This is a genomic window from Phyllobacterium sp. CL33Tsu (assembly GCF_900113985.1).
Classification (GTDB): Bacteria; Pseudomonadota; Alphaproteobacteria; order Rhizobiales; family Rhizobiaceae; genus Phyllobacterium; species Phyllobacterium pellucidum.
The window spans coordinates 119,649-145,563 of record NZ_FORJ01000008.1; the positions used below are offsets into that span (position 1 = coordinate 119,649).

General features: G+C 56.8%; 17 protein-coding genes. 8 read left to right on the top strand and 9 right to left on the bottom strand.

Going from position 1 to position 25,915, the window contains the following annotated elements:
• The first annotated feature begins 124 nt into the window (after positions 1-124).
• Positions 125-1,429 carry a PQQ-dependent sugar dehydrogenase gene (locus BM074_RS21250; protein WP_091925143.1) on the top strand — a complete coding sequence of 435 codons (1,305 nt, stop codon included), beginning with the start codon at positions 125-127 and terminating at the stop codon, positions 1,427-1,429.
• An 86-nt stretch (positions 1,430-1,515) separates the two neighbouring features.
• Here the strand turns inward: BM074_RS21250 and BM074_RS21255 are convergent, their stop codons facing one another.
• Complete coding sequence (locus BM074_RS21255) at positions 1,516-2,178, bottom strand: hypothetical protein (RefSeq protein ID WP_091925145.1); 663 nt, start codon at positions 2,176-2,178, stop codon at positions 1,516-1,518.
• 68 nt (positions 2,179-2,246) lie between these two features.
• A complete protein-coding gene (locus BM074_RS21260) occupies positions 2,247-2,597 on the bottom strand; it encodes a hypothetical protein (RefSeq protein WP_175499090.1) in 351 nt (116 codons plus the stop codon).
• Between the two features lie 207 nt (positions 2,598-2,804).
• On the opposite strand from BM074_RS21260, the gene BM074_RS21265 reads away from it, so the two are divergent.
• The gene (locus BM074_RS21265; RefSeq protein WP_091925148.1) at positions 2,805-3,728 is read left to right on the top strand and encodes a LysR family transcriptional regulator; all 924 of its coding nucleotides are present in this window, start codon (positions 2,805-2,807) and stop codon (positions 3,726-3,728) included.
• Here BM074_RS21265 and BM074_RS21270 read toward each other — a convergent pair.
• The 6 genes from BM074_RS21270 to BM074_RS21290 all read right to left on the bottom strand — a co-directional run bounded on the left by BM074_RS21270 (position 3,691) and on the right by BM074_RS21290 (position 13,660).
• Positions 3,691-4,428 (bottom strand): SDR family oxidoreductase, encoded by a 738-nt coding sequence (locus tag BM074_RS21270; RefSeq protein ID WP_091925151.1) that lies wholly within the window; start codon positions 4,426-4,428, stop codon positions 3,691-3,693. The genes BM074_RS21265 and BM074_RS21270 overlap by 38 nt on opposite strands.
• A gap of 248 nt (positions 4,429-4,676) precedes the next feature.
• Positions 4,677-6,926 (bottom strand): glycosyltransferase family 4 protein, encoded by a 2,250-nt coding sequence (locus BM074_RS21275; protein ID WP_091925154.1) that lies wholly within the window; start codon positions 6,924-6,926, stop codon positions 4,677-4,679.
• Positions 6,919-8,019 (bottom strand): zinc-dependent alcohol dehydrogenase, encoded by a 1,101-nt coding sequence (locus BM074_RS23525; protein WP_348271674.1) that lies wholly within the window; start codon positions 8,017-8,019, stop codon positions 6,919-6,921. Before BM074_RS23525 ends, BM074_RS21275 begins: the two co-directional genes overlap by 8 nt.
• A 16-nt stretch (positions 8,020-8,035) precedes the next feature.
• Complete coding sequence (locus BM074_RS23530) at positions 8,036-10,099, bottom strand: glycosyltransferase (RefSeq protein ID WP_348271675.1); 2,064 nt, start codon at positions 10,097-10,099, stop codon at positions 8,036-8,038.
• On the bottom strand, positions 10,092-12,344 hold the full coding sequence (gene glf / locus BM074_RS21285; protein ID WP_091925155.1) for a UDP-galactopyranose mutase: 2,253 nt from the start codon (positions 12,342-12,344) through the stop codon (positions 10,092-10,094). Before glf ends, BM074_RS23530 begins: the two co-directional genes overlap by 8 nt.
• Before the next feature lie 101 nt (positions 12,345-12,445).
• Entirely contained in the window at positions 12,446-13,660 is a 1,215-nt protein-coding gene (locus BM074_RS21290) for a glycosyltransferase (protein WP_091925158.1), read from the bottom strand.
• Between BM074_RS21290 and BM074_RS21295 the strand changes: the two genes are divergently transcribed.
• The 3 genes from BM074_RS21295 to BM074_RS21305 all read left to right on the top strand — a co-directional run bounded on the left by BM074_RS21295 (position 13,650) and on the right by BM074_RS21305 (position 17,476).
• Complete coding sequence (locus tag BM074_RS21295; protein WP_139217697.1) at positions 13,650-14,585, top strand: Type 1 glutamine amidotransferase-like domain-containing protein; 936 nt, start codon at positions 13,650-13,652, stop codon at positions 14,583-14,585. The genes BM074_RS21290 and BM074_RS21295 overlap by 11 nt on opposite strands.
• A 217-nt stretch (positions 14,586-14,802) precedes the next feature.
• Entirely contained in the window at positions 14,803-15,306 is a 504-nt protein-coding gene (locus BM074_RS21300; protein ID WP_210186493.1) for a YciE/YciF ferroxidase family protein, read from the top strand.
• Between the two features lie 49 nt (positions 15,307-15,355).
• Positions 15,356-17,476: a catalase gene (locus tag BM074_RS21305; RefSeq protein WP_091925163.1), complete on the top strand. Its 2,121-nt coding sequence runs from the start codon at positions 15,356-15,358 to the stop codon at positions 17,474-17,476.
• Between the two features lie 83 nt (positions 17,477-17,559).
• On the opposite strand, the gene BM074_RS23535 is transcribed toward BM074_RS21305, so the two are convergent.
• Positions 17,560-18,504: a phytanoyl-CoA dioxygenase family protein gene (locus tag BM074_RS23535; protein ID WP_348271676.1), complete on the bottom strand. Its 945-nt coding sequence runs from the start codon at positions 18,502-18,504 to the stop codon at positions 17,560-17,562.
• A gap of 48 nt (positions 18,505-18,552) precedes the next feature.
• Between BM074_RS23535 and BM074_RS21315 the strand changes: the two genes are divergently transcribed.
• From BM074_RS21315 to BM074_RS21325, 3 genes are all read left to right on the top strand, one after another.
• Positions 18,553-19,476, top strand: a complete 924-nt coding sequence (locus tag BM074_RS21315) for an adenylate/guanylate cyclase domain-containing protein (protein ID WP_091925309.1) — start codon at positions 18,553-18,555, stop codon at positions 19,474-19,476.
• Positions 19,477-19,670: 194 nt separating this feature from the next.
• A complete protein-coding gene (locus BM074_RS21320; protein WP_091925169.1) occupies positions 19,671-21,182 on the top strand; it encodes a mechanosensitive ion channel family protein in 1,512 nt (503 codons plus the stop codon).
• Between the two features lie 421 nt (positions 21,183-21,603).
• Complete coding sequence (locus BM074_RS21325) at positions 21,604-25,911, top strand: hypothetical protein (protein WP_210186494.1); 4,308 nt, start codon at positions 21,604-21,606, stop codon at positions 25,909-25,911.
• Positions 25,912-25,915: the final 4 nt, after the last annotated feature.

Consider the following 25,915-nt stretch of genomic DNA (forward strand, 5'->3'; position numbering starts at 1 on the left):
TTTGCCGATTCCTCCCGTAACCTCTTCCCTCACCTCGATATTTTTTCTGCCCCCTCTAGTGCTGGGCGCGTAAAGGCTTTAGCGTCCGGGCTCCCCTTATCTCCCTCATAACAAGAGACGATCCATGGCCGAGTCTTCCCCGTTCGCCCGGTTTATTGCCTTTGTCAGCAGAGGCATTGCTGCCATTCGACATTCTGGGGATGGCGAGCGCGCGCCTGTCTATGGCACAGCGCCGGCCATTCCGGAGGCCAAGCCGCAAGGGAGGATACCGACGTTGAAGATGCCGACGGCGAAGGGCTGGGAAGGCGAACATAAGCCGACGGCCGCGGCGGGGCTAAAGGTCAATGCCTTTGCGCGCGGCCTGGTGCATCCCCGCAACATATATGTGCTGCCCAATGGCGACGTGCTCGTGGCTGAATCGATGGGCGAGACAGGAAATCCACGCACCTTCTTCGACCATGCCATGTCGGCCACTATGCAGAGGGCGCGCGCTTCGGGCGATAGCCCCAACCGTGTGACCCTGCTGCGCGATGCCGACGGCGACGGCGTGGCCGAGGAAAGTCACGCCTATATCGAGAACGTGCGGCAGCCCTTTGGCATCGCGCTCGTCGGGGAGACGCTTTATGTCGGTGCCAGCGACGCGCTTCTGGCCTATCCTTACGAGGCGGGCGCGACCAGAATCTCCAAACAATCCAGAAAGCTAATGGATCTGGTGCCCGGCGGGCATTGGACGCGCAATCTGATTGCCAGCAAGGATGGCACCAAGCTTTACGTGGCCGTGGGGTCTTTGAGCAATATCGCCGACGCGGGCATGGCTGCCGAAGAAAACCGCGCCTGCATTCACGAATATGACCTCATATCGGGACGGTCCCGCATTTTTGCGGGTGGACTGCGCAATCCTGTGGGCATGGCCTGGGAGCCCGAGAAAGGGATGCTTTGGACAGTCGTCAATGAGCGTGACGGGCTCGGCGATGAAACGCCGCCTGACTATCTGACATCGGTGAGCGACGGCGGGTTTTACGGCTGGCCCTATTGCTATTGGAACCAAGTGGTGGACGATCGGGTGCCGCAGGATCCCGCCAAAGTGGCCTTGGCGCTGCAGCCCGATTATGCGCTGGGCGGTCATACGGCATCGCTAGGTCTTTGCTGGCTACCCGAGGGCACGCTGCCGGGCTTTCCGCCGGGCATGGCCATCGGTCAGCACGGATCGTGGAACCGCTCGAAGCTCTCGGGCTACAAGCTGGCATTCGTCGCCTTCGAGAAGGGCAAGCCCTTGGGAATGCCACGAGATATTCTCACCGATTTCCTGTCGCCGGATGAGAAATATTCCTATGGCCGCCCGGTCGGAGTGGCGCTGGCGGCCGACGGCGCTGTGTTGATGGCGGACGATGTGGGCGACGTCATCTGGCGCGTTAAAGGCGCGGAGTGACAACGAAACCTTTCCCCGGGTTTGAACGCATTCGCCTGATATAAGATTAGGCATCCGGCCTCAGGTGGCGCGCATCAGAGAATTCCTCAATCTGCCAGCATGTAATCTGCCACGCTGTAACAATGACTCGCCTGATAGGCGTTCCGCCCCCGGTTCATATGCGTAAGGTTGAACGTGCGAATGGCGCTCACCACGCGGCGGCTGGCAAGGAACTCTCGGATCGCGACCGAGCCGTGCACATTGATGCCAAAAATGTCCGCACCACGCGGGAAGAAATAACTGACATGCTCCGGCATCGAGACACTTTGCTCGAGAAATGGTTCGTCCACGCGGCTTGGCGTGGCCGAACGATCTGTAGTGAAATCCGAGAGATGCACGATGAATCTGGCGCGGATGTCTTCGCCGTGGGCATAGAGCGTGAAAAGCTCCATCCAGCTTGCATTGACGCGTACGAGCGGCTTGTCCGAGGTCGACGGCAGACAAGAAGCCGACCAGTAGTAGCGCTCGGTCCTGCGCGGTATCGGAATGCAGTTTTCACCGTATAGTCCGAGAAGCGCCAGTACTTCCCCTGCTTGCGGGCGACCAAGTAGCTTCTCAAAGCGGGCGACATATTTGAAGCGCTGTTCCAGGGACTCGGAGCGGTCGTTCGTGTCTGGTAAGTCAATCTTGCCCGCTATCCAGTCGCGCTGCTGTTCAAGGTCAAGGAATTGCCGCACGCCAACGGTTCTCGGGCTTGAGGTCGCACCCATATCAGACGTCCTGTGAAATTCGTCTGCGCGTCATCTTGTTCCCATCACGTATGCGACCTAGGCGAAGGCTAAGACGCGGGTTGGGTGACGAAGGGCATGATATCCACGCCGTCTCCTGGAAAGACGGTGAAATGCGGGTGGTTCTCAAAGAGACGGGCGGCGGCCTCGATAGTCTCGGCCTCAACGACGATGTAGCCGCAGAACGGATTCACGGCGCCGGCGATGCCGTCCTTTGTCACGCGCGTCGTCTTTCCTACCATGCCGCCACGATCGGGGAACGAGGCGGCGTTTCTCGCCTCCCAGTCCGTCCACCGCTTAAACCCGAGGGTATCGATCGCGTCCTGCTCCTGTTTGGGCAGGCTGCGAAAGCGGGCGACATCTTCGGGCTTCATGGTGTAGACGGCGAGAAAGCGGGGCATGCGGCGCTCTTCGTGGTGGCGAATGGTATCTGAGCCTAGCCTCTCCGCTGCTCGAAGTCACGCCGCATTCGCAACGTGTAGACGCCCGCTCACTAGATCGCGAAGTCCGCTTGCGCGAAAGTCGAACATCCTTCATCACGTGAGACGGTCGCGAACAACCGCTCGTATAGTCTCATTGACCAATTTTCTCGATAAGCAGAGCTGATAATGAATCCACGCCAACTGAAAACTTTCCTAACGGTCGCGCGGCTTGGCAACCTCACCCGCGCCGCCAAGGAATCGAACCTTGCGCAATCAAGCCTCAGCGACCAGATGCAGGCACTCGAGGCGGAATTGGGCGTTCAACTTTTCGAGCGCTCTCGGTTGGGCGTAATCCTGACATCCTCGGGTGAGGTACTAAGGACCTATGCCGAGGAGATCATGGCGTTGAACGACGAGGCGAAGGCGGCAATTCGCGCCGCCGCGCAACTACAGGAATCTGCGCTCAGGATCGGCACGCTCGAGACGATTGCGGCCGAAAAGCTCGCTGTCTTCCTCTCGCGCTTTCGGCACGTGAACCCCAATATCGACCTGACACTGAAAATCGGGGGCAGCGGTGAACTGCAGCGCCAACTCGAAGAAGGCTCGATCGACATGGCAATCACTTTCGATCGCGGCCTTCGCGACGAACGTTTCGTCAAGCGCCTGCTTTCGCGCGAACCACTGGCGTTGATAGCGGGCGGTAATTCTAAGGCCGCCGCGCCCGAGAAGCTTGAGGATCTCATCCACCTGCCCTTCATCGCTACCGAAACGGGCTGTGTCTACCGCCACCTCTTCGATCGGGCATTTGCCGACGCCGGCATCGCGGCGCCGCGGATCGCCACACAGGCCGACAGTATCGCGACGATCATGAAGCTTGTTGCATCCGGCGCCGGCTATGGCGTCGTGCCCCGTCTCGCGCTCGGCACGGATGCGAGGCAGGGTAACATAAGGATAATGCCTTGGCCAGGTGCTACCCCCACCACCTCGCTTATCATGGCTTGGCGGCGGCGGCGCATCCAGCCGGCGGCACTCTCGCTGCTACTTGCTGCGGCGAGCCAGGATCTGGGTTCGCTCAGATCAGTCGATGTCCGCCCTCGACATGCAGTATAGAACCCGTAGTAAAGCCGTTGCCGATTAGGAAACGGATCGCATCGGCAATATCCTCTGGCTGACCGACACGGCCCGCCGGCAGGCGTTTTGCCATCGCCTCCAATGTTGCCTGCTTGGCCTCACCCGCAACGAAACTCCAGATAGGCGTATCGACCCATCCGGGCGACACGGCATTGATGCGCACCGGCGCAAGCTCCACCGCGAGCGCCCGCACCAAGCCTTCCAGGGCCGCATTGACGGCTGCAACGACTGAACCGCGCGCTACCGGCCGATATGCCGCCACACCGGATGTGTAGGTGATCGAACCCGAAGGTGGCAGGCTTGGCGCACCGTATTTCGCCAGCAGCAAAGGCCCGTAAAGCTTGCTCTCTACCACCCGTTGCGCCGCCGATATCTGCAAGTCCGGCAGAAGCTGGTAGGCGCCCTCGATATCCGCCGCGGTGGCGACGATGTGGTCAACTGGACCGCGATCCAGGAAGAAGGCGGCTATTTCCTCTTCGCGCGATATATCAAGGATCGCGGTCGACAGCCCGGAATGATTACCGAGATCCCGCTGCGCCGCCGCCAGCTTTTCTCCACTTCGGCCGGCAATCGTCACACGCGCTCCTTCTGCAAGCAACCGCCGCGCCACCGCCAGCCCCATGCCCGAGCTGCCGCCAACAACGATAATTTCTGCGTCTTCGATTTTGATATGAGTCATCTGTCGTCTCCTTGCTCGCTGCAAGAGATGCACGGGACGGTGCGCAAAGAAAAACGGAAGAAACAGATGGGATCACCGCTTTTTCCGATGACAGGACCGGACAAAGTTTGTACCTGTCCGATGGCAAATCCTGCAGAGTTTGCCACCACCTCAACGTACACGTGACTGCCAGAGTGAATCACGGCATGCGCGTGATTTACGGACTAAGGGTTCCGGTATTCCGGTTGCCTCGTGCGAGTGATCTCGCATCAATTCCCAAATCGAAGGCTCTGCCTTGAAAGTTCCTCGGCCAGCGGTAAATGCACCGTTCGCGTGTGATCCCAAGAAAGCAGGCCATTCTCGCATGACCTGTCGTCATCCCAGCCAAGATGATTGATGATCGGATAAAGGCAGATGCCTTCCATAGGAACGCCAGCCCGCATGGCCTCATTTATCTCGTCGCCCATATAGGCAAGCCACGACGCGCGCCGGTCGCCTTCTATTCCTGTCTCGGCAACAAATATGGGGCGTCCATAGCGCGCATAAGTCTCGGTGAGAAAATATCGAAACGGCTTATACCGGGAATGGGACGTGTCTATCGTTTCGCCCCCATACAACCATTGGTTGTTGGAGTAATAATTCACGCCGATAATATCGAGATATCTGTCATCCCCGCCAAGCTGCGGCCAGGCGCGCCCGCACAACATGTCCCATGCCTGGAACTGCGCTTGACGATGGCCTTCGGCAATAGATCGTTCATGAAGACGCGATGGATCATGAGGGATATTGATAACGGGGTCACAGTGAACGAAACGCGCGCGTGCATCGACCTCCAGAATGGCATCCATCGCAGCAATTGCAGCGCGGGCGAGTTGAACCTTGAGTTCGAAGCCGCGCCTGCTCCCAAATGGATTGAGATAGCCGGCGTCTCCCCCGCCCCATGCAAGGAATGAAATCTCGTTGATTGGAGAATAAAACGGGGTTTCGTCGCACTCTCCACGAATGAGACTGGCGGCAGCTTTTGCAAATCGCGCAAACTTGCCGACGAACTCCGGGCGCCACGGATCGATGTGATCTGGCCAGCCATAATGGAGCAAATCCCATATTACCTGAGTGCCGGCGTTCGCTGCGGCCCGAACCATCGGAAGTGCGCTGGACCAATCGTATTGTCCCGGCGAATTTTCGACGAGATGCCAGCGGAAGCCGTCCCTGACCGTTCGGATGTTGTAACGGGAAACGAGATTATAATCTTGTTCTGCCATCACGTCGTGGCCCGTCGATGCGATCAGGTCAAGACGTTTGCCCGGGATGCCGGTTTCGGGAGCGCGCAAGCGGTGTGTAGAACACTCGAAGCCTGCCTGCATGAATGAAGCGAATAAACCCGAACGTATGCCGCGCGGTCGCTCGGCGAGGACTTCTCGAAACAGCCGGAGCCACATGGGTACCACTGCTTCGACACTGTATTCGCTTTCTACTTGCCGGCGCAGCGCTGCGCCTGTCTTTACCCGCGCTTCCGGCGAATTTGACAGCATGAGAATTCTTGCCGCAGCCGCCGACGCGTCATCATGCGGCACAAAATAGCCCGAGGTTCCGTCCGTGATTTGTTGAATGCTGCCATTATCCGCAGTGGCCACCACCGGCAACGCCGCCGCCCCCGCTTCAGCAATCACATGCGGCATGCCCTCGCCAGTCGAAAGCCAAGCGAAGATATCCATCGCGGCCATCAGGTCGGGAACGTCGTCGCGATCCCCAAGAAATGTCAAAACCGTGTCGAGGCCGCGTTGTCGCGCCAGGTGTTTGAGTTCGACTTCGTAATCCGGCATGAAAGCGTCCGGGCCACCCACAACGATGAAGCGTGTTTTCGGATTACTCGAATGCACAATCGCGGCGGCCTCGATGAAGTTCTCCACCTTCTTTTTCCGGTCCAGACGGCCCACCCACCCTATCAGGACATCGTCTTCGCCAAGCTTTAACATCGCGCGGACAGATGGCCTTACGCTTGGCCGAAATGCCGGGAGGTCAACCATTGAAGGTATCTCGAGAGCGTGATGCGGCCGCCCTGGCATCTTCGACGCAGCAGCATCGCGAATGGACCGGCAGACACCTACATACCGCGCTGTGAAGTGTTTGGGTCCGGCCAAAGCCTCGGACACCAACCCGCCGTGCTCGATCAGCGGCGGACGCAGATGCAATCGCTCATATGCTGGATAGATGTCGGCGACGTTTTGGCAGGAAATGACAATGTCATAGTTCGGAATTTTCGACGCGAGATAACCGATGGTGTCTTCGAATGACAGCTCATAAGGTGTTGTGTCAACGTCGATCCCTGCCGCAATGAGCTGGTCGCGAGTCTGCTCCGTCATACCGGGTCGATGAAAGCAGGCGACGACATCTACAACATACCGCTTTGGATCAAGGTGGCGCGCAAGAAGGCGCACTTCAGTTTCCTCACCCCCGACGACGAGCCACGCAAACACGAACAGAAGACGGACCGGGGAAGGTGCGTTCGGGTCAGACATCAGCTTTGAATACCACTTGGATAAAGTCGCGGCGCCGACTCGAAAGATCGTTCAAAAACTTTGCACCGTCATCGAATGGGATGATGTCGGTGATCATATGTTCCAAAATCAGCGATCCCTCACGCTGCAGCATCACGATGGTTTCGCGGGCGAGCCTCCGGCGATCCCACCGGTGCGACAAGCCCCGGGGGACGCGATTGATCTGCGCACATCGTATATTGAGGGCGTTGTGGTGAAATTCTTCTCCGAGGCGCAAGGCTTTCGCGCCATCCTGGTAAAATGCAAGATCTATAACAGTTCCCTGCGGACGGAGGGCTTTCAATGCAGTATCGAGGCTTTTTGAATGGGCGCGCGTTTGAAAGACGAAGTCGGCGCCCCTGTCGTTGCCGCCATGGTGCCACGATCGTTTGGCATGTTCAGATAACTGTTCTTCGCTCATTGCCTCAAATCCCATCGCCTCAGCCTTTGCCCTGCGAAATGGTGACGGATCGGCAACGATGATATCGGCCGCGTCGCAATGGCGAGCGAAGAGCGCAGTCATCAAACCGACCGTGCCGGCTCCCATTACGATGACAGGACGCCCCTCGATGCCTTGTCCCAGTCGGGCGATATCTTGCCCTCCGGTCTCGGCGCCGGCGTGCAGGATGCCGTTGGCGGCGATTGGGCCCATTTGGGCAACGAAGATTCCAAGTATAGGCTCGAGACTATCCGGAAGCTTCACCAATAATTCCGAATCCGGATTGGCGATATGTCCGGATTTGTGGCCGTACGTTGTGGCGACAATGTCACCTTCCGTAAAATCAGGCGCTTGCGAACGGGAAATGCGAGCGACCTCCATATATCCGAGGAAGGGAACTGGATAGCGCAAAGCGGGCTCGCCGCAGATAAAGGCGCCCCGGTCGGCATCAAAGCGGCTGTGGAAGAATGGGTTGGTGTTTTTCAGAAACGTGAGCTCGGTCCCCGCTGAAAGGCCACTGAAGAGCGTATCAAGCTGAAGCTGTTCGCCATTTGGCGGTTCTTCCTCATATTCGAAGTAGTAGGCGCGTTCCGGGGCTTCGATACCCAAAGAGCGAATGGACCGACGGTACGACATTGCTTTCGTTCTCCGGCTAAATCGTTACGGTTTGGCAGGTGCGCATCGAATCGCTTATTGCAAGCGCCACACGATGGGTTTGAAGTGCATCCCGGTATCGGCAGCGAATATTGTTGGGTCTTCCTTTTACTGCGTCGATGAAATGGCGATCCTGCAGCAGTACCGGGTCTCCCCCAGCAGTTCGAGAGGGGCGTCCGGCGCCAACGTCAACCATGATGTCGCGCTCGGACAATTCGATTGCCAGTCCGTCCGCGAAGAGGTGCAGCCCGATGCGGTGGCCCCAACGCAACAGGCATGTCGAACTTATGGTGCCAACGGCCCCGGTTGCGAACCTGAGATTTGAGACCGAGGCAGTCGCCACATCGAGACCAGGGAAGTCGGCCCTTTCGAGGTGATTGGATAACCCCGAAACCTCGGTGATATCACCCACGAGATAGCGGGCAAGATCGATGATATGGGTGGCTTGTTCGACAATCTGTCCGCCCGCTGCAGCTTCCTTCCACCACCAGCGCGGCGGAGGCGTCTGATCTAGCCAATAGCCTGCTACCAGTTGCGGCGGGTTACTAATCAGCAGGTTGCGTGCTTCTTCCACTGTATCGAGATATCTCCAGTGATAGCCGACCGCAGTGACGAGGTCTTCGACAAGGCAAGCGACTTCTTCAGCGGTCTCAATGTCGAGTGACAGTGGCTTTTCGACAAAGAATGGAATTCTGCGCTCTGCAAGCTCCCGCTCGATATCGCCATGCGCAAAGGGCGGAACACAGACAAATGCGGCATCGATCTCGCATTCCGCCAGCATTGCCAGCGCGTCAGTAAAGCCACGCATACCAAAGTCACTAGCGGCGCTGTTGGCCCGTTCCAGATCGGGGTCCGCGAGTCCTACCAATTGCACGTCATCGAAACCGGCGATGATATCAAGGTGGCGCCGGGCAATTCCGCCGGCGCCTATGAACCCGATGCGAACAGTTTCCATGGTTGTCTTTCTCCGGATTGGGGACCCTTGGGGCAGATGCCGCAAGTAGATGCTTGCTGTTTCGGCCGCCATGCGCTCTGCGCTGAACTGCGCGCGGTACCGGCGTCGAGCGGCCTTGGCGGTCGTTTCGCCAAGGTCCGGATGGGACAGGGCAAGACACACCATCTCGCCAAGCCCAACCGCGTCGGTCGGGCAAAAGTAGAAAGGATGATCTTCTCCAAGAGCGTCGCAATTCCCGCCTACTTTCGAGGCAACGACGGGCACCCCGGCTGCCATCGCCTCAAGCACAACGAGGGGAAGCCCTTCGAAAAGCGAAGGCAAAACAAAAAACTCAGCAATGCTCATCAGATTGCCGATGTCGCTGCGCTGGCCAAGGAAACGCACATGCTTGCTTAGACCCAGATTGTCAGCGAGCGAGCGTATCGCGTCGAGCTGCGGCCCCTCGCCCGCCGCAAGAAGCAGGACATCAGGATGATTGCGAACGATTGCCGGAAGCGCCTCCATCAATACTGCATGGTTTTTCTGCTGCGTGAATCTTGCCGTTGTCAGCAGCACCCGCGCCCCTTCAAGTTCGAGATCTTCAACTATGCTTTTGGGCGGTCTCGTCGTCTCAAGCGGATAAACGCCGTTGAACACCGTCGTCAGTTTGAGGCCCGCTATTCCGTTTTCGCGGTAGCTTTGCTCCGACGCTTTTGAAACGAGAACGATTTGGTCGATATTGGCTATTCCCTCAAAGTAGCGTTCTTTTTGTTCGTCATCCGTAAGGACATACGGCAGATGTTCCGTACGGATCACCGGCAATCCAATGGCAAGGGCCGAGCGGGCAAGATCGTGTCCCTCCCAACCGATGCCGGCGTGAACATGAAGCAGGTCGACGCGAGCCCGCAACAGCCAGGCGGAAAAGTCGCGATCAAGGACTTTTACCGCCATACCGTATTGCTCTGCACGGGCCATCATCGGCCTGCCGCGGGATAAGCCCGGCAGCGCCAGCGTCATTTCGAAACGATCCGACAGCGCGCGACCCAATGCCAGCATGTGCTCGCCCATGCCCGACGGATCAAGACTATCTGTCGCGAGGACGATGTGGGCTTTCGTGCAATCAAGCATTCGATGCCTGATCGGCGCTTCGCATCTGGTCTACATGTCCGGCCTGCTGCATCAAGCGTTTGAAAGTGGCCAACGCCTGACCCACGACCTGATCCATATTGTAGTATTTGTACGTTCCGAGCCTGCCGACAAAGCTAACATCGGGTTGTTGCTTCGCTAAAGCTTCATATTGTTTGTAGATCGCCTGGTTTTCAGGACGTGGGATCGGATAGTAGGGATCACCATCTGCGCAAGGCGTTTCGTAACAGATACTGGTCTTCGGATGTGACTGGCCGGTGAGATACTTGTATTCGGTTATCCGCGTATAGGGGATGTCTTCGGACGGAAAGTTGATCACGGCCGCATCTTGAAACCGTTCTCTGTCAATTGTCTGGTGAAGGAAATTCAGGCTGCGGTATGGAAGTTTCCCCAAACGAAAGTTGAAGTATTCGTCGATCGGCCCCGTAAATATTGTATGGCTTGCCAGACGCAGCTCCCTCAACTGTTCAAAATCGGTGGCGAGCTCAATCGTAATTCCTGGACGGTCGAGCATATTTTCGAACATTCGTGTGTATCCGTGGAGAGGCATTACCTGAAACGTATCGAGGAAATAACGATCGTCGTCGTTGGTGCGCGTCGGAATGCGGGCTGTGACCGATTTATCAAGTTCCGATGGGTCGAAGCCCCATTGTTTGCGGGTATAGCCCTCAAAAAACAGTTCATAGAGTTCGTTGCCGACTTGAGCCCGCACAACGTCTTTGGCCGTTTGGATCGTCTCTATAGCTTGCGCCTTGCTCAGGAGAAAAGCGGCGGTTTCCGCGTCGGATGAAAGGCGCAAATCATAAAGCCGATTGAGCGTGGTGCGGTTGATAGGTACCGGCAATAATTGGCCGTTCACACTGGAAAGCACACGGTGTTCATAAGGTCGCCATTGTGTGAACCGCGAAAGATAGTTGAATACTTCTTCGCTGTTTGTGTGAAATATATGAGGCCCGTATTTGTGAACGAGAAGACCGTCTTCATTGTAATAGTCGTAGGCGTTGCCGCCGACGTGAGACCGGCGATCCGAAATGAGCACTTGGTGGCCGGCTGACGCCAGCCTTTCGGCCAACACTGAGCCAGCAAACCCCGCACCCACTATCAGATAGTCAAAAGGGGGCTTGCCCGGGTTTGCTATCGCGACGACCCGATTGTCGCGGAGTTTCTCTCTGCCAAGCGGGTGTCCTCTGTGCTCAATTGCCTCCTCTACGATGGCCTGCATACGTTGCTGGATACTGTCCCATGACATCTCGCCCAGACGTGCATCGATCGCGGCAATCCGCCTCGTGTCGCCTTTCGGCAACTTGAGAGCTTTGCGGCAGGCGGCCACGAATTCGCTCGGTGTCGCGGCGGTAAGGACGCCGTCGACATCGCCGTAATGACGAACTACGTCGGTTATTTTCGTGCTGACGACCGGCCGGCCTGAGGCAAGATATTCGGGCGTCTTGGTGGGGCTGATGAACCGCGTCGATTCATTGAGAGCAAATGGCATGAGGGCCACATCCCACCCCGCCAAGTAAGCGGGCAACTCAGCATAATCCTTCTGCCCGAGATAATGGATGTTCGGCGCAACGGGCAGATCAGCTTTGTCGATCTTGGCGACGGGACCTACGAAAACAAAGGAGCATTCGGGAAGCTCCCGCGCTGCAAAGGCAATCAGTTCAAGATCAAGCCGCTCGTCGATGACCCCGTAGAATCCAAGTCGGGGGCCTCCGATAACTGCCTGGTCAACGGGAGTGGAGAGAGGATTTCGTGCCGCCTTGAAGTGATCTGTTTCAACCCCCGACGGAAAGGGATAAATGTTTTCATGAAGAAGTCGTTTTGACTCGTAAAGGCTAAATCCACCGGTGAATACGACATCAGCGTGGCCTATAAGCAAACGCTCCATATGCTTGAGTTCAGAAGGGGCAAACTTGAAGCTCGCCAACTCATCCATGCAATCATAAACGATCGCCGCACTGTCAACGTGCCGGGCGAATGCAAACATCATCGGCGTATAGAACCAAAGGATGGGTTTGGCCGAACACAGAAGCAGAATTATCTCATCGAGTATCTTCGCCAATACCGCTTCGCGCCGGGCATTGTCCCATTCTCCGGGTATGCGGGGCCGGATCGACTTTATCGGAGAGTCGTCAAAACTATGGATCTCGAAATATGCCAGGTGATGATCGGTAGGTATGTATTCTTCGAAGAAAAACACCTGCCGTTGGTTGGCGAACCGCTCCATCAAATGCTGGGGGCGCTGTCGAACCGAGTCCCATCGCAAGTGTGAAAAGCAGATTATCGGGCCTTCCAGAACCGGCAACATGTCGGCGGAAAATTGACGGTTCACATTGGACCAAAGCATATTCGCTCCTGTTGGTTGTCTAGGCCTAACGACCGCTTGCTTTCAATGTTCCTGTCGGAGTGAAACTTTCTGTGAGAAGCGATAAGCCCTCGCAACCGCTCGACCGTGTGTTGCCAAGTCCAGTTATTCTGCACCTCGCTCCTCGGTGAAAACTGTTCGCTGCGGCCTAGGATTTCCGTTATGGCCAGATGGAAGCGCTGGGCTGACGCCAGTTCCCCGGTGCGCGGCGTGATGTATTGCGTTCCGCAGCACAGTTCCTCATTGGCCAAAACTGGAAGACCCGCCAGCATATACTCGGTCAGGATTGCTGGAGCGCCGTCATCGACCCCGCAAACCACGCCGATCCGGGCGCTGTTCATAAGGCCGTTGACTGCTTCGATCGAGACGCCGGGCGGGCCTATGAAGTCGACATCAATGCCGAGGGAAGTTGCCAGATCCTGTAATTTTTCTGCATCCTCCCCGTAGCCGAAAACACACAATGTACGGAGAGTGCGCGGCAGTCTGGAAAGGGCGTTAAATAGGATGTCGTGACGCTTGTAAGCCTGTGCGGCAGCTACATAAATGATGTCGTAAAGCTGATCTGCACCAGTTGGAAAAAACGTGGTATCGGAAGCAAACTCAGGTCCGATCGGCATTATTACCGTTTCCATGTCTGGATGCCGGCGCGCCACATCTTCCGACTGCCATTCCGCTCCCGTCAGGACGAGGTCGAAGTGCCGGCTAACGGCCTCGGGTATACGCAGAGCCGGAGCGTCGATCGAGTTGTAGATTTTGAAACTCGCGGCGCAGGCTTCCAGAACGTCTTCACAAACGCCAAGTCCGAGCACGACGAGAATATCTGGCGGTCCAAAGACCTCGAGAAACGCCAGCATGTCGTCCGACACGTAAGGCGCGCCCTCACCAGTGAGTTGAAACGAGCGGCTGATCAATGCCTGATCAGTGGGCGACAGCTCATGGTTGCCTTCCGAGCGGGTATGATGCCAAATCTCGGCACGGTCGACGATGCCGGCGTTGATGCAAGCCAGCGGGAGCCGTTGCAGGTACCCGCCCCGCACATCCATCACCTGAGGCTTTACACGCAAAGACAGGACAGAGCCGTGACGGTCCCGCCATTTTTTCAGATGGTATTCCTTGGAGTGCTTTTGGTCGGGCCGACTGTCATCCAGAAAGTCACTGATAACGATCATGAATGTCATTCAACCTCTCCCATTGCGCGCTTTCAGCCACGAGGAAAGCAAACTGGAAGACTCTCGAGATGTTCCGGCCCCTTACGTTTTGTCCGAAACCGTACGGCATCATCGTCTGATATTTGGGTCCGGCGGTCGCCACTCTCCAATTTTAATTTCCGCCGGAACAATTCCAGGACGGAATTCGGTCACAGGAAAGCAAGACGTTCCGCGACGAAGGACTGCTGCATCAAAGTTGTGCTTAGTCCCCGATCAGAAACCTGAACACGCGCGGAACGGGTTGCTCCTCCAAGAACAATCAGTTTTGTTAGACTTCATGAAAGCACAGGAATTACTGCTGGCCTCTGAACTCACGTCGGGTTTTCCGAAGATCCGAACGATCCTCGCAGACAGATTTGCGGGCACAAAAATCATGATCGTTCCGACGGCGGCATACGGCGAAGGATGGAAGCCGGACTATGAGAGCCACTATCGCCCCTTTGAAGAAATGGGCTTCGAGGTCATTGACTACGACCTCGTCGGCAAGACCCCGGACGAGGTGAAGGCTGCACTGAATACGGTCAGCGCAGTCTACATGAGCGGAGGAAACACATTCTATCTTCTGCATCATATGCGCAAAAGCGGCTTCTTTGACCATGTGCGGGTGCGTATTAGCGAAGGAGTGGTCTATATCGGCTCCAGCGCCGGCTCGATCGTTGCGACACCGGTAATCAGTTATGCCGACGCGTTGGATGACCGCTCAAAGGCGGAGGAAACCAACGATATCGGCCTCAATCTGGTCAATTTTTCGATCCTGCCGCATATGGATCATCCCAGCTTCAGCGCCTTGGTTCAGAAGACCTACAAAGCCTTCGAAGGCAACGGCACAATGTGTCTCGGTCTTAACGACGATCAGGTCATTCACGTTGTGGGCGACTCATTCAAGGTTATCTGACCCAAGTTCAGCGCCCGCGCTTAAGCGAGCCTTGCAGGCTGGGGTTGAACTCGGACGGTCGGTTCCACAAGGAGCGCCGACCGCCCCTGCCGCAGTGCAGGTGGCAACCTGGCGCTGCGCTGGAATGTCCCTCGGAAAATTAAGTCAGATCTAAACTTGTCTGCTGCGGAACAAGAGCCCGACCCACCTGTTAAGTAACTACAACAGGAGAGGTGAAATGATGCAATCCAAGATACTGGAAGACCTTTATTACGACGGATTAAAAGAAATTTACTACGCTGAGCGGAAAATCCTCCAAGCGCTGCCAACAATGTCAGCTGCTGCAAAATCCCAGGAACTTAGCGCGGCGTTTCAAAAGCACTACGATCAAACGCAGGTTCACGTTGATCGTCTTGATCAAGTTTTTGAATTATCCGGCAAACCCGCAAAAGGTAAAACCTGCCCTGCGATTGACGCGCTTATCGAGGAAGGCAAGCAGATTATCGCCGAATACAAGGACAGTTCTGCACTGGACCTCGGGCTCGCTGCCGGAGCTCAAGCAGTCGAGCATCATGAAATGGCCCGATACGGTGCATTGAAAAAACTCGCAATGCTGCTGGGTCTAACCGATGCGGCCGATTTACTTGACGCCACGTTGCAGGAGGAAATCCAGACGGACGCCGATCTGGATGCTCTCTCCGACACCTTGGGATCGGCAAAAACAAAGAAGTCATCAAAGTAAAATCCGCAAAATACTTTGCCGATTAAGCAGGCCAATCCAAGGAACACACATGTCCAAGACCAACAAATCCAATCCCAAAAACGAAGCCACGATCCACGATCAAAAGTTGCGGCGGGGCGCGGGCGGCGAACTCCATCAGGACGCCGCCGGTGATACGCCCATACTGACCACAGCCCAGGGGGGACCCGTCTTAGACGATCAAAACTCGTTGAAGATTGGGGATCGCGGGCCCACCTTGCTGGAAGACTTCCATTTCCGCGAAAAGATCTTTCACTTCGATCACGAACGCATCCCCGAACGCGTCGTGCACGCTCGCGGATATGGGGCCCACGGGTATTTCGAGACATACGACACATTGTCTTTGGCGGAATATTCCCGGGCCGACATCTTTCAACGTCCGGGGGAAAAAACACCGGCGTTTGTTCGATTTTCAACAGTCGCGGGGAACAAGGGATCATTCGACCTTGCACGCGATGTGCGCGGGTTCGCAGTTAAACTCTATACGCAAGAGGGCAACTGGGATTTGGTCGGAAACAATATTCCGGTGTTCTTCATTCAGGATGCTATCCGGTTTCCCGACATGGTTCATGCGGTCAAGCAAGAACCGGACAGGGGTTTTCCGCAGGCCCAGTCGGCCCACGACAACTTTTGGGATTTCATCAGCCTGACGCCGGAAAGCATGCACATGATCATGTGGGTGATGTCGGATCGGGCCATCCCACGTTCCTTCCGTTTCATGGAAGGCTTCGGTGTTCATACCTTCCGCCTGGTGAACGCCAATGATGAATCGACATTCGTAAAGTTCCACTGGAAGCCAAAGCTTGGCTTGCAGTCGGTGGCATGGAATGAGGCGGTCAAGATCAATGGTGCCGATCCCGATTTCCATCGGCGCGATTTGTGGGACGCCATCCAGTCCGGCGCCTTTCCGGAATGGGAACTTCAGGTCCAGCTTTTTGACCAGGATTTTGCCGATGCTTTCGATTTCGACATTTTGGATGCGACAAAGATAATACCTGAAGAAATTCTGCCGCCGATACCCGTTGGCCGTCTCGTGCTCGATAGAATGCCTGACAACTTCTTTGCCGAGACCGAACAAGTTGCGTTCATGACGCAGAACGTTCCCCCAGGGATCGATTTTTCCAATGATCCGTTGCTGCAGGGTCGGAATTTCTCCTATCTCGATACGCAGATAAAGCGTCTTGGCGGACCAAATTTCACGCATATTCCAATCAATGCGCCCAAATGCCCGTTCAACAATTTCCAGCAGGACGGTCACATGGCCATGCGCAATCCGACGGGCCGCGTCAATTACCAACCAAACTCGTGGGGAGTAGGTCCGCGCGAGTCGCCGGCGCGAGGCTTCCGGTCATTTGCTGATGGAGAATCTGGTCAAAAGATCAGGCTGAGGGCCGAGTCCTTTGCAGATCACTATAGCCAGGCGCGACAGTTTTTCATCAGTCAGACCCTGCCCGAGCAGAAACATATCGCCGCGGCCCTGACGTTTGAACTCAGCAAGGTCAAAACCCCGGTAATCCGCGAACGTGTCGTCTCGCATCTTCTCAATATCGACGATTCGTTGGCAAGCAAAGTTGCCCAAGGGCTTGGACTTGAAACCATGCCACAGGCCGCGGACGCCGCCATTCCCACCAGGCAGGATCTCGACCCCTCCCCGGCGCTAAGCATCGTGGAACGAGGTCCGAGGCGGTTCGAGGGACGAAAGCTCGGCATTCTGTTGACGGACGGATTCGATGCGGCAGTCGTCAAGGAACTGCAAGAGGCCATTGTCGCCGAGAAAGCGGTGTTTGAAATTATTACCCCCGTCGTTGGGGGAGTTCGCGGCAACGATGGTACGCTGATAAAAGGTGACCAGATGATCGATGGTGGGCCATCGGTGTTGTATGATGCAGTGGCCATATTGCCTTCCCCTGAAGGTGCGGCCGCTCTTGTCAAAGAATCCACGGCCAGGGATTTCGTCGCCGATGCTTTCGCACACTGCAAATTCATCGGTCACAACGACGCCGCCCTGCCTTTATTCGATAAGGCCGGTATTGCCGGCGACCTTGATGAAGGGGTGATCCTATTATCCGACGGCAAGGATGTTGCGACCTTTATTGCGGCACTGGGCAAGCTACGCCTGTGGTCACGCGAGCCAAATGTTAAAATGAAATGATAGGCCCTGACCGCGGCGCAGCTGAAGCGCCGCGGTCAGGCAAGGACGCAAATCCTCCTTAACCGGAATTGCAATCGCGTGGTTCAGACCGGATCGGCGCCCATCACCAATCCTTCGATATCGTGCTTTTGGGTTACCGGCACCAACTCATCGACCACCCGGCAGACCAAATGCTTTTTCACCGAGTCCGGTAAGCTTTCGAAATAGCCCTTCGTCACCATGAGATCGTGCAGTTCTGCGTGGCCCGCTCCCGGGGCGTCCACGCCAAGGACCATCACTGGCCGCGCTATTGGAGAGGCGTGTTCCGTGCCACGGTGCACCGTCAGCGCCGAACGACAGGAGATGTCGCCAAGCTGCGGGAACTTGCGCACTGCTTTTGTCTGAAACTCCGGCCATACGGTCTTTGCTGGAAACATCTCGTGTTTCCACTCGCGACCGTCGATATATTGTGTTCCGGGCGCAACTTCGAACGGGCCCATATCCTCGGTAACATCAACGCCTGTCAAATTAAACGCAAGCGATGTTATGCGCCGCTCGACATAGGTGTCGACAGGCGAGGGAAAGTCCCGATGCCATGGCTGGAATTTCGCGCCTTGAAATGGGACATCAAACCCGATCTCAACGATCTGATAATCCTGGCCAAGTACATTTTCGCACATCGCAGTGACCCAAGGATGCGTGACCAGATCAACGAACCCGCCGAACTCCTCGGGATGAATTTCGACATACCACCGCCGCGGACCACGTCCGACAGCTCCACCCGGCCGCTGTATTGCAGACCAAAAGGCGGCCATCATGTCTTCGCGCATCTGTTCAGCCCACGCGCGGGGAAAGGCCGATTTCTTGCCGACGATTCCATCGGTCTTCAAGGTCGAGACATCGTGTTGAATGTTATCGGAACTGTCCATTGCCCCTCCAGGCGCACCAAAAACATGCGTATGATCGTTTTGATTTATATCGATCAAGCATCCCATAGGCCTGGCGGAACCACAACCTTTCACAATCGTTTCAGGGAGCACGCCAACCATCCCAAAACCAGCCTGGCCGTGCAGACGGAGCGCGTTGAGATCATGGCCATGGAAGCACCTCCGCTCGATCGCAAGTTGATTGCCATCCTTGCTGCCGATGTCGAGGGCTATTCACGGCTCATGCACGAAGACGAGGAAGGCACCCTTGCGACGTTGTCATCGCACCGGGCTATCATCGATGAGATTATTGCGGCGGGACGCGGCGGGATATCCGGTACGGCTGGCGATAGCGTACTCGCGGAGTTCGGCAGTATCGTCGACGCCGTTAACTGTGCAATTTCCATTCAACGGTCCCTGACTGCAGCCAATAAATCCCTTCCCAAACAGGCGCGAATGCTCTGGCGGATCGGGATCAATGTCGGCGACGTCATGGTCAAGGATGGCGGCATCTTTGGTGACGGTGTCAACGTCGCATGTCGCCTCGAGGCACAAGCGGAACCCGGCGGTATTTGCGTCACGCGCGGTGTGCGCGATCATCTGCGTGACAGGGTGGACTACCAGTTCGAGGATCTTGGTGAACACGCCGTAAAGAATATCGCGCGCCCCGTTCGGATTTTTCGTGTCTGTTTTGATCCCGAGGCAAGCTCTGATCTTCTCGATGTTCGCGCCACGCCTAGCAGGGGAAGCATTGAACTATCCGACGACAGCAACACGATCAAGGGCACGTCGAACCAAGTGGAACTGACGTTCTGGCAGTCGATACAGGAGACTAAGGATCCGTCGGAATATGAGGCTTACCTTGAACGGTTTCCCGAAGGTGAGTTTGTGGCGCTGGCTCGGGCCCGCCTGGCAAAAGCTGAGGAACCAGAAGCTGTCCCCGCTGCGGACCGGGCGGTGGAACTCGAGTTCTGGAACTCGATAAAACAGAGCAACTCCCCGGCCGCATTCGAAGCCTACCTTCAAAAATATCCGGAAGGTGAGTTCAAAAGTCTGGCTGCAATTCGCCTGAGGGAAATTTCGGAGACTGACTAATTACTGTGGGAATGGCCGACGCGCCGGGTGGACAGTTGTGTCCCTTGATTGCATCCCGACAGCTTGACTTGCTAAATCCAACTCCAAAATTGATGGCCCGGAGCCTTGAATGGCAATTTGGCTGAAGTGAGCGTTCCGTTGCTGCAAGTCCCGGCTTGTGAGGCGAAGCGAAGCGTTCTAGCGTCAGAAGCAGAATGACATTTCTTGAGACGGTCACCGATCCGATAATCCAGGCCGGAACCCTCGCCGCCACGGGGGCCATTGTCTCGCGGGTAGCCCTGCGAAACAATCCCCGCTTGCACCTGATTTTTCAGGTAACGTTCTTTATCGTTCTTACCACATTGTTGCTTTATCACGGTATCGTTCCCTACGAGGCAGGGCCACCCACTGCTTCAGCCGTGCAGAAGGTATTCATCGGAATCGCAAAGGTCATCTGGTGGATCAATGCCGCCTGGGCCCTCGTCGGTTTCGCACGTGTTTTCCTGATATTTGAGCGGCGGCCACGCGAAGGTAGACTGATCCAGGATCTGGTCGTCGGCATCATTTATCTCGGGGCGGTTCTATCCGTCGTCGCCAATGTCTTTAGCCTGCCCGTAGGCACATTGATCGCGACGTCCGGGGTGCTTGCCATTATTCTCGGCCTAGCGCTGCAGAGCACCTTGAGCGACGTCTTTTCGGGTATCGCCCTCAACCTCGGCAGGCCCTATGTCATCGGGGACCTGATTGTTCTCAGCGACGGCACAGAGGGAAGAGTCGTCGAGACAAACTGGCGAGCGACGCACTTGCTGAACAGCAGGAACGATCTGGTTATCGTTCCCAACAGCGACTTGGCCAAGGCTCGGCTGATCAATATCAGCAGTCCGGACCGGAGCCATGGTATCAGCCTCACTGTCCGCTTTGCCGGTACGACACTGCCGAGTGCCATCGTGGATATGATGCACTCCGTTCTTTTGAGTTCGACAACGATACTGAATCAGCCGGAACCGTTCATCCAGATAAAATCGCTGGACGGTTCAGCGGTGGAACTCGAACTCTCCTTTCGCATCGCAGATATTGCGGTGGCCGCAACGGCCCAAAATGAGATCTTCGATTTGATCTATCGTCACAGCATGGCAGCGGGGATACCCTTGGCAACACCCGTCGTTCTTCAGCCTGCATCCGGCGCAAAGACCGAACCTTCCGCCGGCAACCGCTCGAGCCAGATGCGGCTCCTTGATGCGATCCCGCTGTTCAAAACCCTCACCGAGGACGAAAAGGAAATCCTTGCTAAATCCATGTCTCGCCGGACATACCGCAAGTCGGATGTCGTTGCCGAACAGGGCAGTGAGATGCAATCGCTGCTCATCGTTCGAAGCGGCGTGTTGGTGGTCACACGTGAAGAGGGTCGTCGGAAACTGGAACTGGGCAAGCTGGCACCTGGGGATTATTTCGGTGAGGCCAGCCTGCTCGCCGGCGCGGGGGAACCAGGAACTGTGCGCGCGCTCGCTTCTACCGTGGTCTATGAAATCGCCAAGTCGACCTTGGCCCCGTTGCTCCACGATCGGCCAAGCCTCGTTGATGAACTAGGCCTCATTTTGTGCAGGCGGGCGCAATCGGAGAAGCATTTATTCGAAAACAGCACCGAGATTGCTGGCATCCACGCCATGCCTGGTCTCGTCAAAAAAATCAGGCTCCTGTTTGAGCTCTCTCATCTCGAGAGGAATTGACCATCCGGCTCAGCTAAACGGACTGCAGTGTCATCAACGTCACGCATACTCCCTATGGGCTAATGTTCAAACGGCACTTGTGCGGTTAGTGTGACTTCGGCCCAATGCCCTAGATCGAATTGTTGATTTCGCCTGAACCGAAGCGTCGGACCACCGGTCCAACATCGATGCCGCATTCGCAAACAATCACAAGACAAGCACTGTCCTGTTATCCGGCCATGCCGTGCACGCTGCAAGACTCTTGAGAAGCATGCCATTCGCAGCTGCACATGACATTTGATGAAGACGAGTTGGCTACCCAGATCCGGGTGGTGAGCCATTATCCTGGGAAACGCGGCGTGGTTCGAACGAGCCCGGCGTATCTTTTCAATGGATAGCTTTGTTGAATGGATGGTCGGACTTTCGTGAAGGAAAGTTCGCCATGCCTCCAAAGAAACCGATTTCAACGACGGTGAGTTCCGCTCCGTCAAAGTTGGTGCGTGGAACACAAGCAGCGCCGTCCTCGCAACAAGCCTCCGATCTTGTTACGGGAGCCATCGGCCCCATCGTCGACCGAATTCCTGATCACCCCATCTTCATTCCGGATCCCAACGAGAATTTCTTCGATATCAATCGCCGGGGTGATGCGGTGGTGCGGCCGCGTGACATGCTGGTATTGCGCCTCGAGTTCATCAACCTGACCGTATCAGGCGGGGCAAAGCCGCGGCTGAAGAAGTCAGCCGCCGGCTCGGCGAGCCTGATCGTACATTTCCCGCCGCAGACCATTACCGAGGAGACCTTCTTCGAAACGCCTCCCACTGCCACGCACAACCCGGACCCTCCCCGCCCCGGCACCCCGCCAAAACCCGAGCCTGGCGGAGCGGAAGCACTCACGGGACCACCGGTCCGTGCACGAATTGCGGGCGAATCGAGGCTCGCGTTCAAAGTTCCGGACGGCTTCGACATTCCCTATACGCTGGAGGATGTCCTTGCCGCCTGCGAAACGCTCGAGCTTTCCGTTCCCGCCAATGCACGGCCGCCCGCAGCGCCCCGCCCTCCGATTGTCTTTACCGATATATTCGCTTCCAATCTCGGCAAATTGAGTGCACGTCAACGAGCATCCCTGACAAGTTTTGCGGCGCGAAGCCTGCGCATCGCCGCTGTCCAAGGCAATGCCAGCGCGTTTGAACTGCGCCAGGCTACGGGTGGTCCCGGATTGAAGGCGCTGAAACCCGGCAGGCTCGGCGCATCCGATCTTGTCCAGATCGGCCCTGTCATCGACGCCGGCACTTTCCCGACGTTGCGGGGTCCGCGCCCGGCCCTGCCTGGCCTGAACCAGACCGCAATCGAAATGCCATGGCGGCTGATCCTCAGTCCGCACGGCGCGGAACGCTGGCGCCATGCAGCGCTTCCGATTTATTCGGAGCAGACCGGGCGGACCGAACTGTGGCATTCGCGCCTCGTCTCACCATCCCAAACCGGACCGACGATCGAGCCGCCAAATGCTGACGCGCAACGGACCGTGAGAGCCGTGTGGGCGCTCACCGGCGAGGGATCGCCCAAGCCGATGCAATCGGACTATCCCGCGGGCAACTTGCCCAATCCCAACAACAGCCCGTTCCGTATGCCCATGGACGATTTCGATCGCTTTCAGATCGTCCATCTCTCGTCGAATTTCTCGAAATCGAACTACGCACCTTTGCCGGTCAATGCCAACCTCATGATGCTCTCTGCCCTTGGTGGCTGGCTGGATTCAAGGGGCGGCTGGGATCCCGTTGGCCTGTCGGTGGAGGAATGGGCTCATCGCGCCACCATGGGGCGGGATCACTATGTGCGTGTCGTCTACAAGGGTTTCCTCTTCCCATTCGGTCATCGCGTCTCCCTCATCAAGGTTAGCGAGCGCAAATTCCATAATGGCAAGGGATCGGACCAGGCCATGCCGGGCAATACGGCATATCTGCGCCAGCGGCTGTTCATCATAGTGCGTGAGCGCGAACGCACATTCGTGGATCCGGACCTTACCAACAAAGACGAGACCATCGCGCTGCACCGGCAAATGCCGTTTTCGAGTGTTCGAATTCTGACCGCCGTCACGCCAAGCCTCGACAGGCCGGATCAGGCGCCGGGCTCCATCGTCGGCAATCAGACCATGTTCTGGCCCTGCGTCGGCGGGCAACCCTTCAAGTTCCAGATGTCGGCCACCGACATCGACGGGCGCACGGTACAATTCGAACTCCCGATGATCTTCATCGATTTTTCTTTGGCAAGCCCGGTGAAGGACGGCTCAGCCCCGGTTCTGAAACCCAATTTCGATCTTGCCGAAACCAATGCCGATAAGGCCCGCGGCGCCTGGAACGATCCTTCTCATTCAGGTTGGAAGACTGCCCCGCTCAAGCGCCAACGCGTAGCGCTCGCACCAAGCGTCAAAGCCGGTGACACTTCCGTCGAGGCGGAATCGATAACGTTTGACGGTTTTGTCGAGAAACAGAACCTCAAGCTCCGCGCCTACAGCGAGAACCTTTCCAAACCCATCTTTTACCCCATGGTCCAACAGGCCGGCGTTCGCATCGCCGCCCTTGCGCAGTTAACCGGCAGTTCCGCATCGAACACGGTCAAATGGAACGCACGCTATCTGAGCGCCGGCTTTACCAACAATCAGGGCGAAGTCTTTGTCGACGTCGTCAGCGAGCCCGGCATGGCTCAGCTTAATTTTTCGACCCAGGGAGACAGGTCGGGAGGATTTGTCCAGCCGAACCTCACGCCGAGCGCGCTCTCGCGTCTGACCGGTCCCGTCACCGGCAACGTTTCCGACTTCATGGATGGGAAGATGACCGGCAGCAATGCGTTTCCGGCCACCTTGTCTGATCTTCCCCTGCCGCTGCTGTTTGGCTGCATTCCGCTCGGCGATGTCATCCAGGCTGTCACCAACCTTGGCGACAAGCCCGAACAGGTCCCGAAATTTGCAAGCGAAGCCAGCACCAAGGTCGAAAGCTTCATCAACGGGCTCGTGCGTCTCTTCGAATTTGTCACGCACCTGGCTGACAGTCCGGGTAGCATCGCCGATGCGGCCCTCGAGGTTGTCCGCGGAACTTTGGACGACCTCATTGAGCAGGCCGAAGCCTATCAAGCCGCGCTCGTTGCCAATGCCAAGGCGCGTGTAAATGATCTGAAGAATGCAGTCCTTGCAGTGAAATCGGAAATCGCCCCGCTGCTGGCGGTAACGAGCGTCGACCTCGCCCTGCCGCTGGGCGGACTTGCCGGCGCTCTCACCAATGTCAACAACGCCGCTGACCAGTTGCTCGCTGCCGCCGATGCGCAGGTCGGGGGTGTATCCCTCCCGGCCGGCTTCCGGCAGTCGTTGAAGCAGATCGCCAACCGGACCAAGACCCTCGCGAGCGACGTGGCGACGATCACCACCCTCATCACGCAAGGGAAAGAGCTTTATCTGGCGCTCGAGGCGATTGTCGGCCATCCGGAAAACCTGCCGCAATTGCTGGGCGATCCCGCCACGCTCGGCGGTCTGCTGACGGCGGTGCAGGCTAAGATCACCCCCTTGCACGATACCATCAAAGCATCGCGACTGCTCGACGGCGCGCCAAAACAGGCAATTCTTTCGGCCATCGAACTCGTCGTCGAGATCCTCAACGCTGCAGGCGACCTTTTAAAACTCCTCGAAATGCTGACCGGCGATGAACTGACGATCCGCTTCGACTGGAACCCGCCGATCGACAACTGGGCCCTCCCGGGTGTCGACAAAGCGAAAAACCCGATGTTCCGCGCCAATGACAAACGCGGCTTCCTCGTCGCCGTGGAAGCCAAGGTCAAGAAGAACGGCAGCAGCGCGCCGAAGATCAACGTCGTCTGCAGCCTTAAGCATTTCGACCTGGTCTTGATCGCACCGGCAAGTTTCATCGAACTGAATTTCGAGAAGATCGAGTTCCGCGTCGACAGTGCCGCGAAGATGGACGTCGACGTCCTGCTCAACGACATCAAATTTGTCGGGCCGCTGAGTTTCGTCGAGACCTTGCGCGATCTCATACCGCTCGATGGCTTCTCCGATCCGCCCTATCTCGACATTACACCTCAGGGCATCGATGCCGGCTTTTCGCTTACACTGCCGACAATTGCCATCGGTCTGTTCAACCTCAGCAATCTGAGCCTTGGCGCCGGCTTTACCGTGCCGTTCATCGGACAGCCGCTGTCCGTCCGCTTTAATTTCTGCACCCGCGAACAACCGTTCAACCTGACTGTTTCGCTTTTCGGCGGCGGCGGATTTTTTGGTATTACGCTGGACCCGCACGGCATACAGATCCTTGAGGCTTCATTTGAATTCGGTGCGAGCATCTCCATCGATCTCGGGGTCGCTTCAGGCGGCGTCCATGTCATGGCGGGCATCTACTTCCGCATGGAGAAAGATGCTTGCTCGTTGACCGGCTATTTCCGGCTCGGCGGTTATGTGAGCGTACTTGGGCTGATTTCCTGTTCGCTCGAACTTTATCTCGAACTTCGCTACGAATTCGAGAGCGGAAAATGCGTCGGCAAGGCGCAGCTGACAATCGAAATTGAAATATTCATGTTCTCGACAAGCGTCACCGTAACCTGCGAACGAAAATTTGCCGGAGCAAACGGCGATCCGACATTCCGCGATCTTATGGGGGTCAACGCGGCGCTGCCGATCGCCGAGGAACTCGAACTCATCGACACCGATACCGATTACGCATGGCGTGAATATGTAGAGGCGTTCGCCTAAGGGA

Bases quoted from the DNA above. Each gene is read 5' to 3' on its own strand.
- BM074_RS21295 (WP_139217697.1), top strand. From the start codon at position 13,650: ATGAATGTCATTCAACCTCTCCCATTGCGCGCTTTCAGCCACGAGGAA.
- BM074_RS21315 (WP_091925309.1), top strand. From the start codon at position 18,553: ATGGAAGCACCTCCGCTCGATCGCAAGTTGATTGCCATCCTTGCTGCC.
- BM074_RS23535 (WP_348271676.1), bottom strand. From the start codon at position 18,504: ATGGTTGGCGTGCTCCCTGAAACGATTGTGAAAGGTTGTGGTTCCGCC.
- BM074_RS21320 (WP_091925169.1), top strand. From the start codon at position 19,671: ATGACATTTCTTGAGACGGTCACCGATCCGATAATCCAGGCCGGAACC.
- BM074_RS21265 (WP_091925148.1), top strand. From the start codon at position 2,805: ATGAATCCACGCCAACTGAAAACTTTCCTAACGGTCGCGCGGCTTGGC.
- BM074_RS21270 (WP_091925151.1), bottom strand. From the start codon at position 4,428: ATGACTCATATCAAAATCGAAGACGCAGAAATTATCGTTGTTGGCGGC.
- BM074_RS21305 (WP_091925163.1), top strand. From the start codon at position 15,356: ATGTCCAAGACCAACAAATCCAATCCCAAAAACGAAGCCACGATCCAC.
- BM074_RS21275 (WP_091925154.1), bottom strand. From the start codon at position 6,926: ATGTCTGACCCGAACGCACCTTCCCCGGTCCGTCTTCTGTTCGTGTTT.
- glf (WP_091925155.1), bottom strand. From the start codon at position 12,344: ATGGAGCGGTTCGCCAACCAACGGCAGGTGTTTTTCTTCGAAGAATAC.
- BM074_RS21300 (WP_210186493.1), top strand. From the start codon at position 14,803: ATGATGCAATCCAAGATACTGGAAGACCTTTATTACGACGGATTAAAA.
- BM074_RS23525 (WP_348271674.1), bottom strand. From the start codon at position 8,019: ATGTCGTACCGTCGGTCCATTCGCTCTTTGGGTATCGAAGCCCCGGAA.
- BM074_RS21255 (WP_091925145.1), bottom strand. From the start codon at position 2,178: ATGGGTGCGACCTCAAGCCCGAGAACCGTTGGCGTGCGGCAATTCCTT.
- BM074_RS23530 (WP_348271675.1), bottom strand. From the start codon at position 10,099: ATGCTTGATTGCACGAAAGCCCACATCGTCCTCGCGACAGATAGTCTT.
- BM074_RS21325 (WP_210186494.1), top strand. From the start codon at position 21,604: ATGCCTCCAAAGAAACCGATTTCAACGACGGTGAGTTCCGCTCCGTCA.
- BM074_RS21290 (WP_091925158.1), bottom strand. From the start codon at position 13,660: ATGACATTCATGATCGTTATCAGTGACTTTCTGGATGACAGTCGGCCC.
- BM074_RS21250 (WP_091925143.1), top strand. From the start codon at position 125: ATGGCCGAGTCTTCCCCGTTCGCCCGGTTTATTGCCTTTGTCAGCAGA.
- BM074_RS21260 (WP_175499090.1), bottom strand. From the start codon at position 2,597: ATGCCCCGCTTTCTCGCCGTCTACACCATGAAGCCCGAAGATGTCGCC.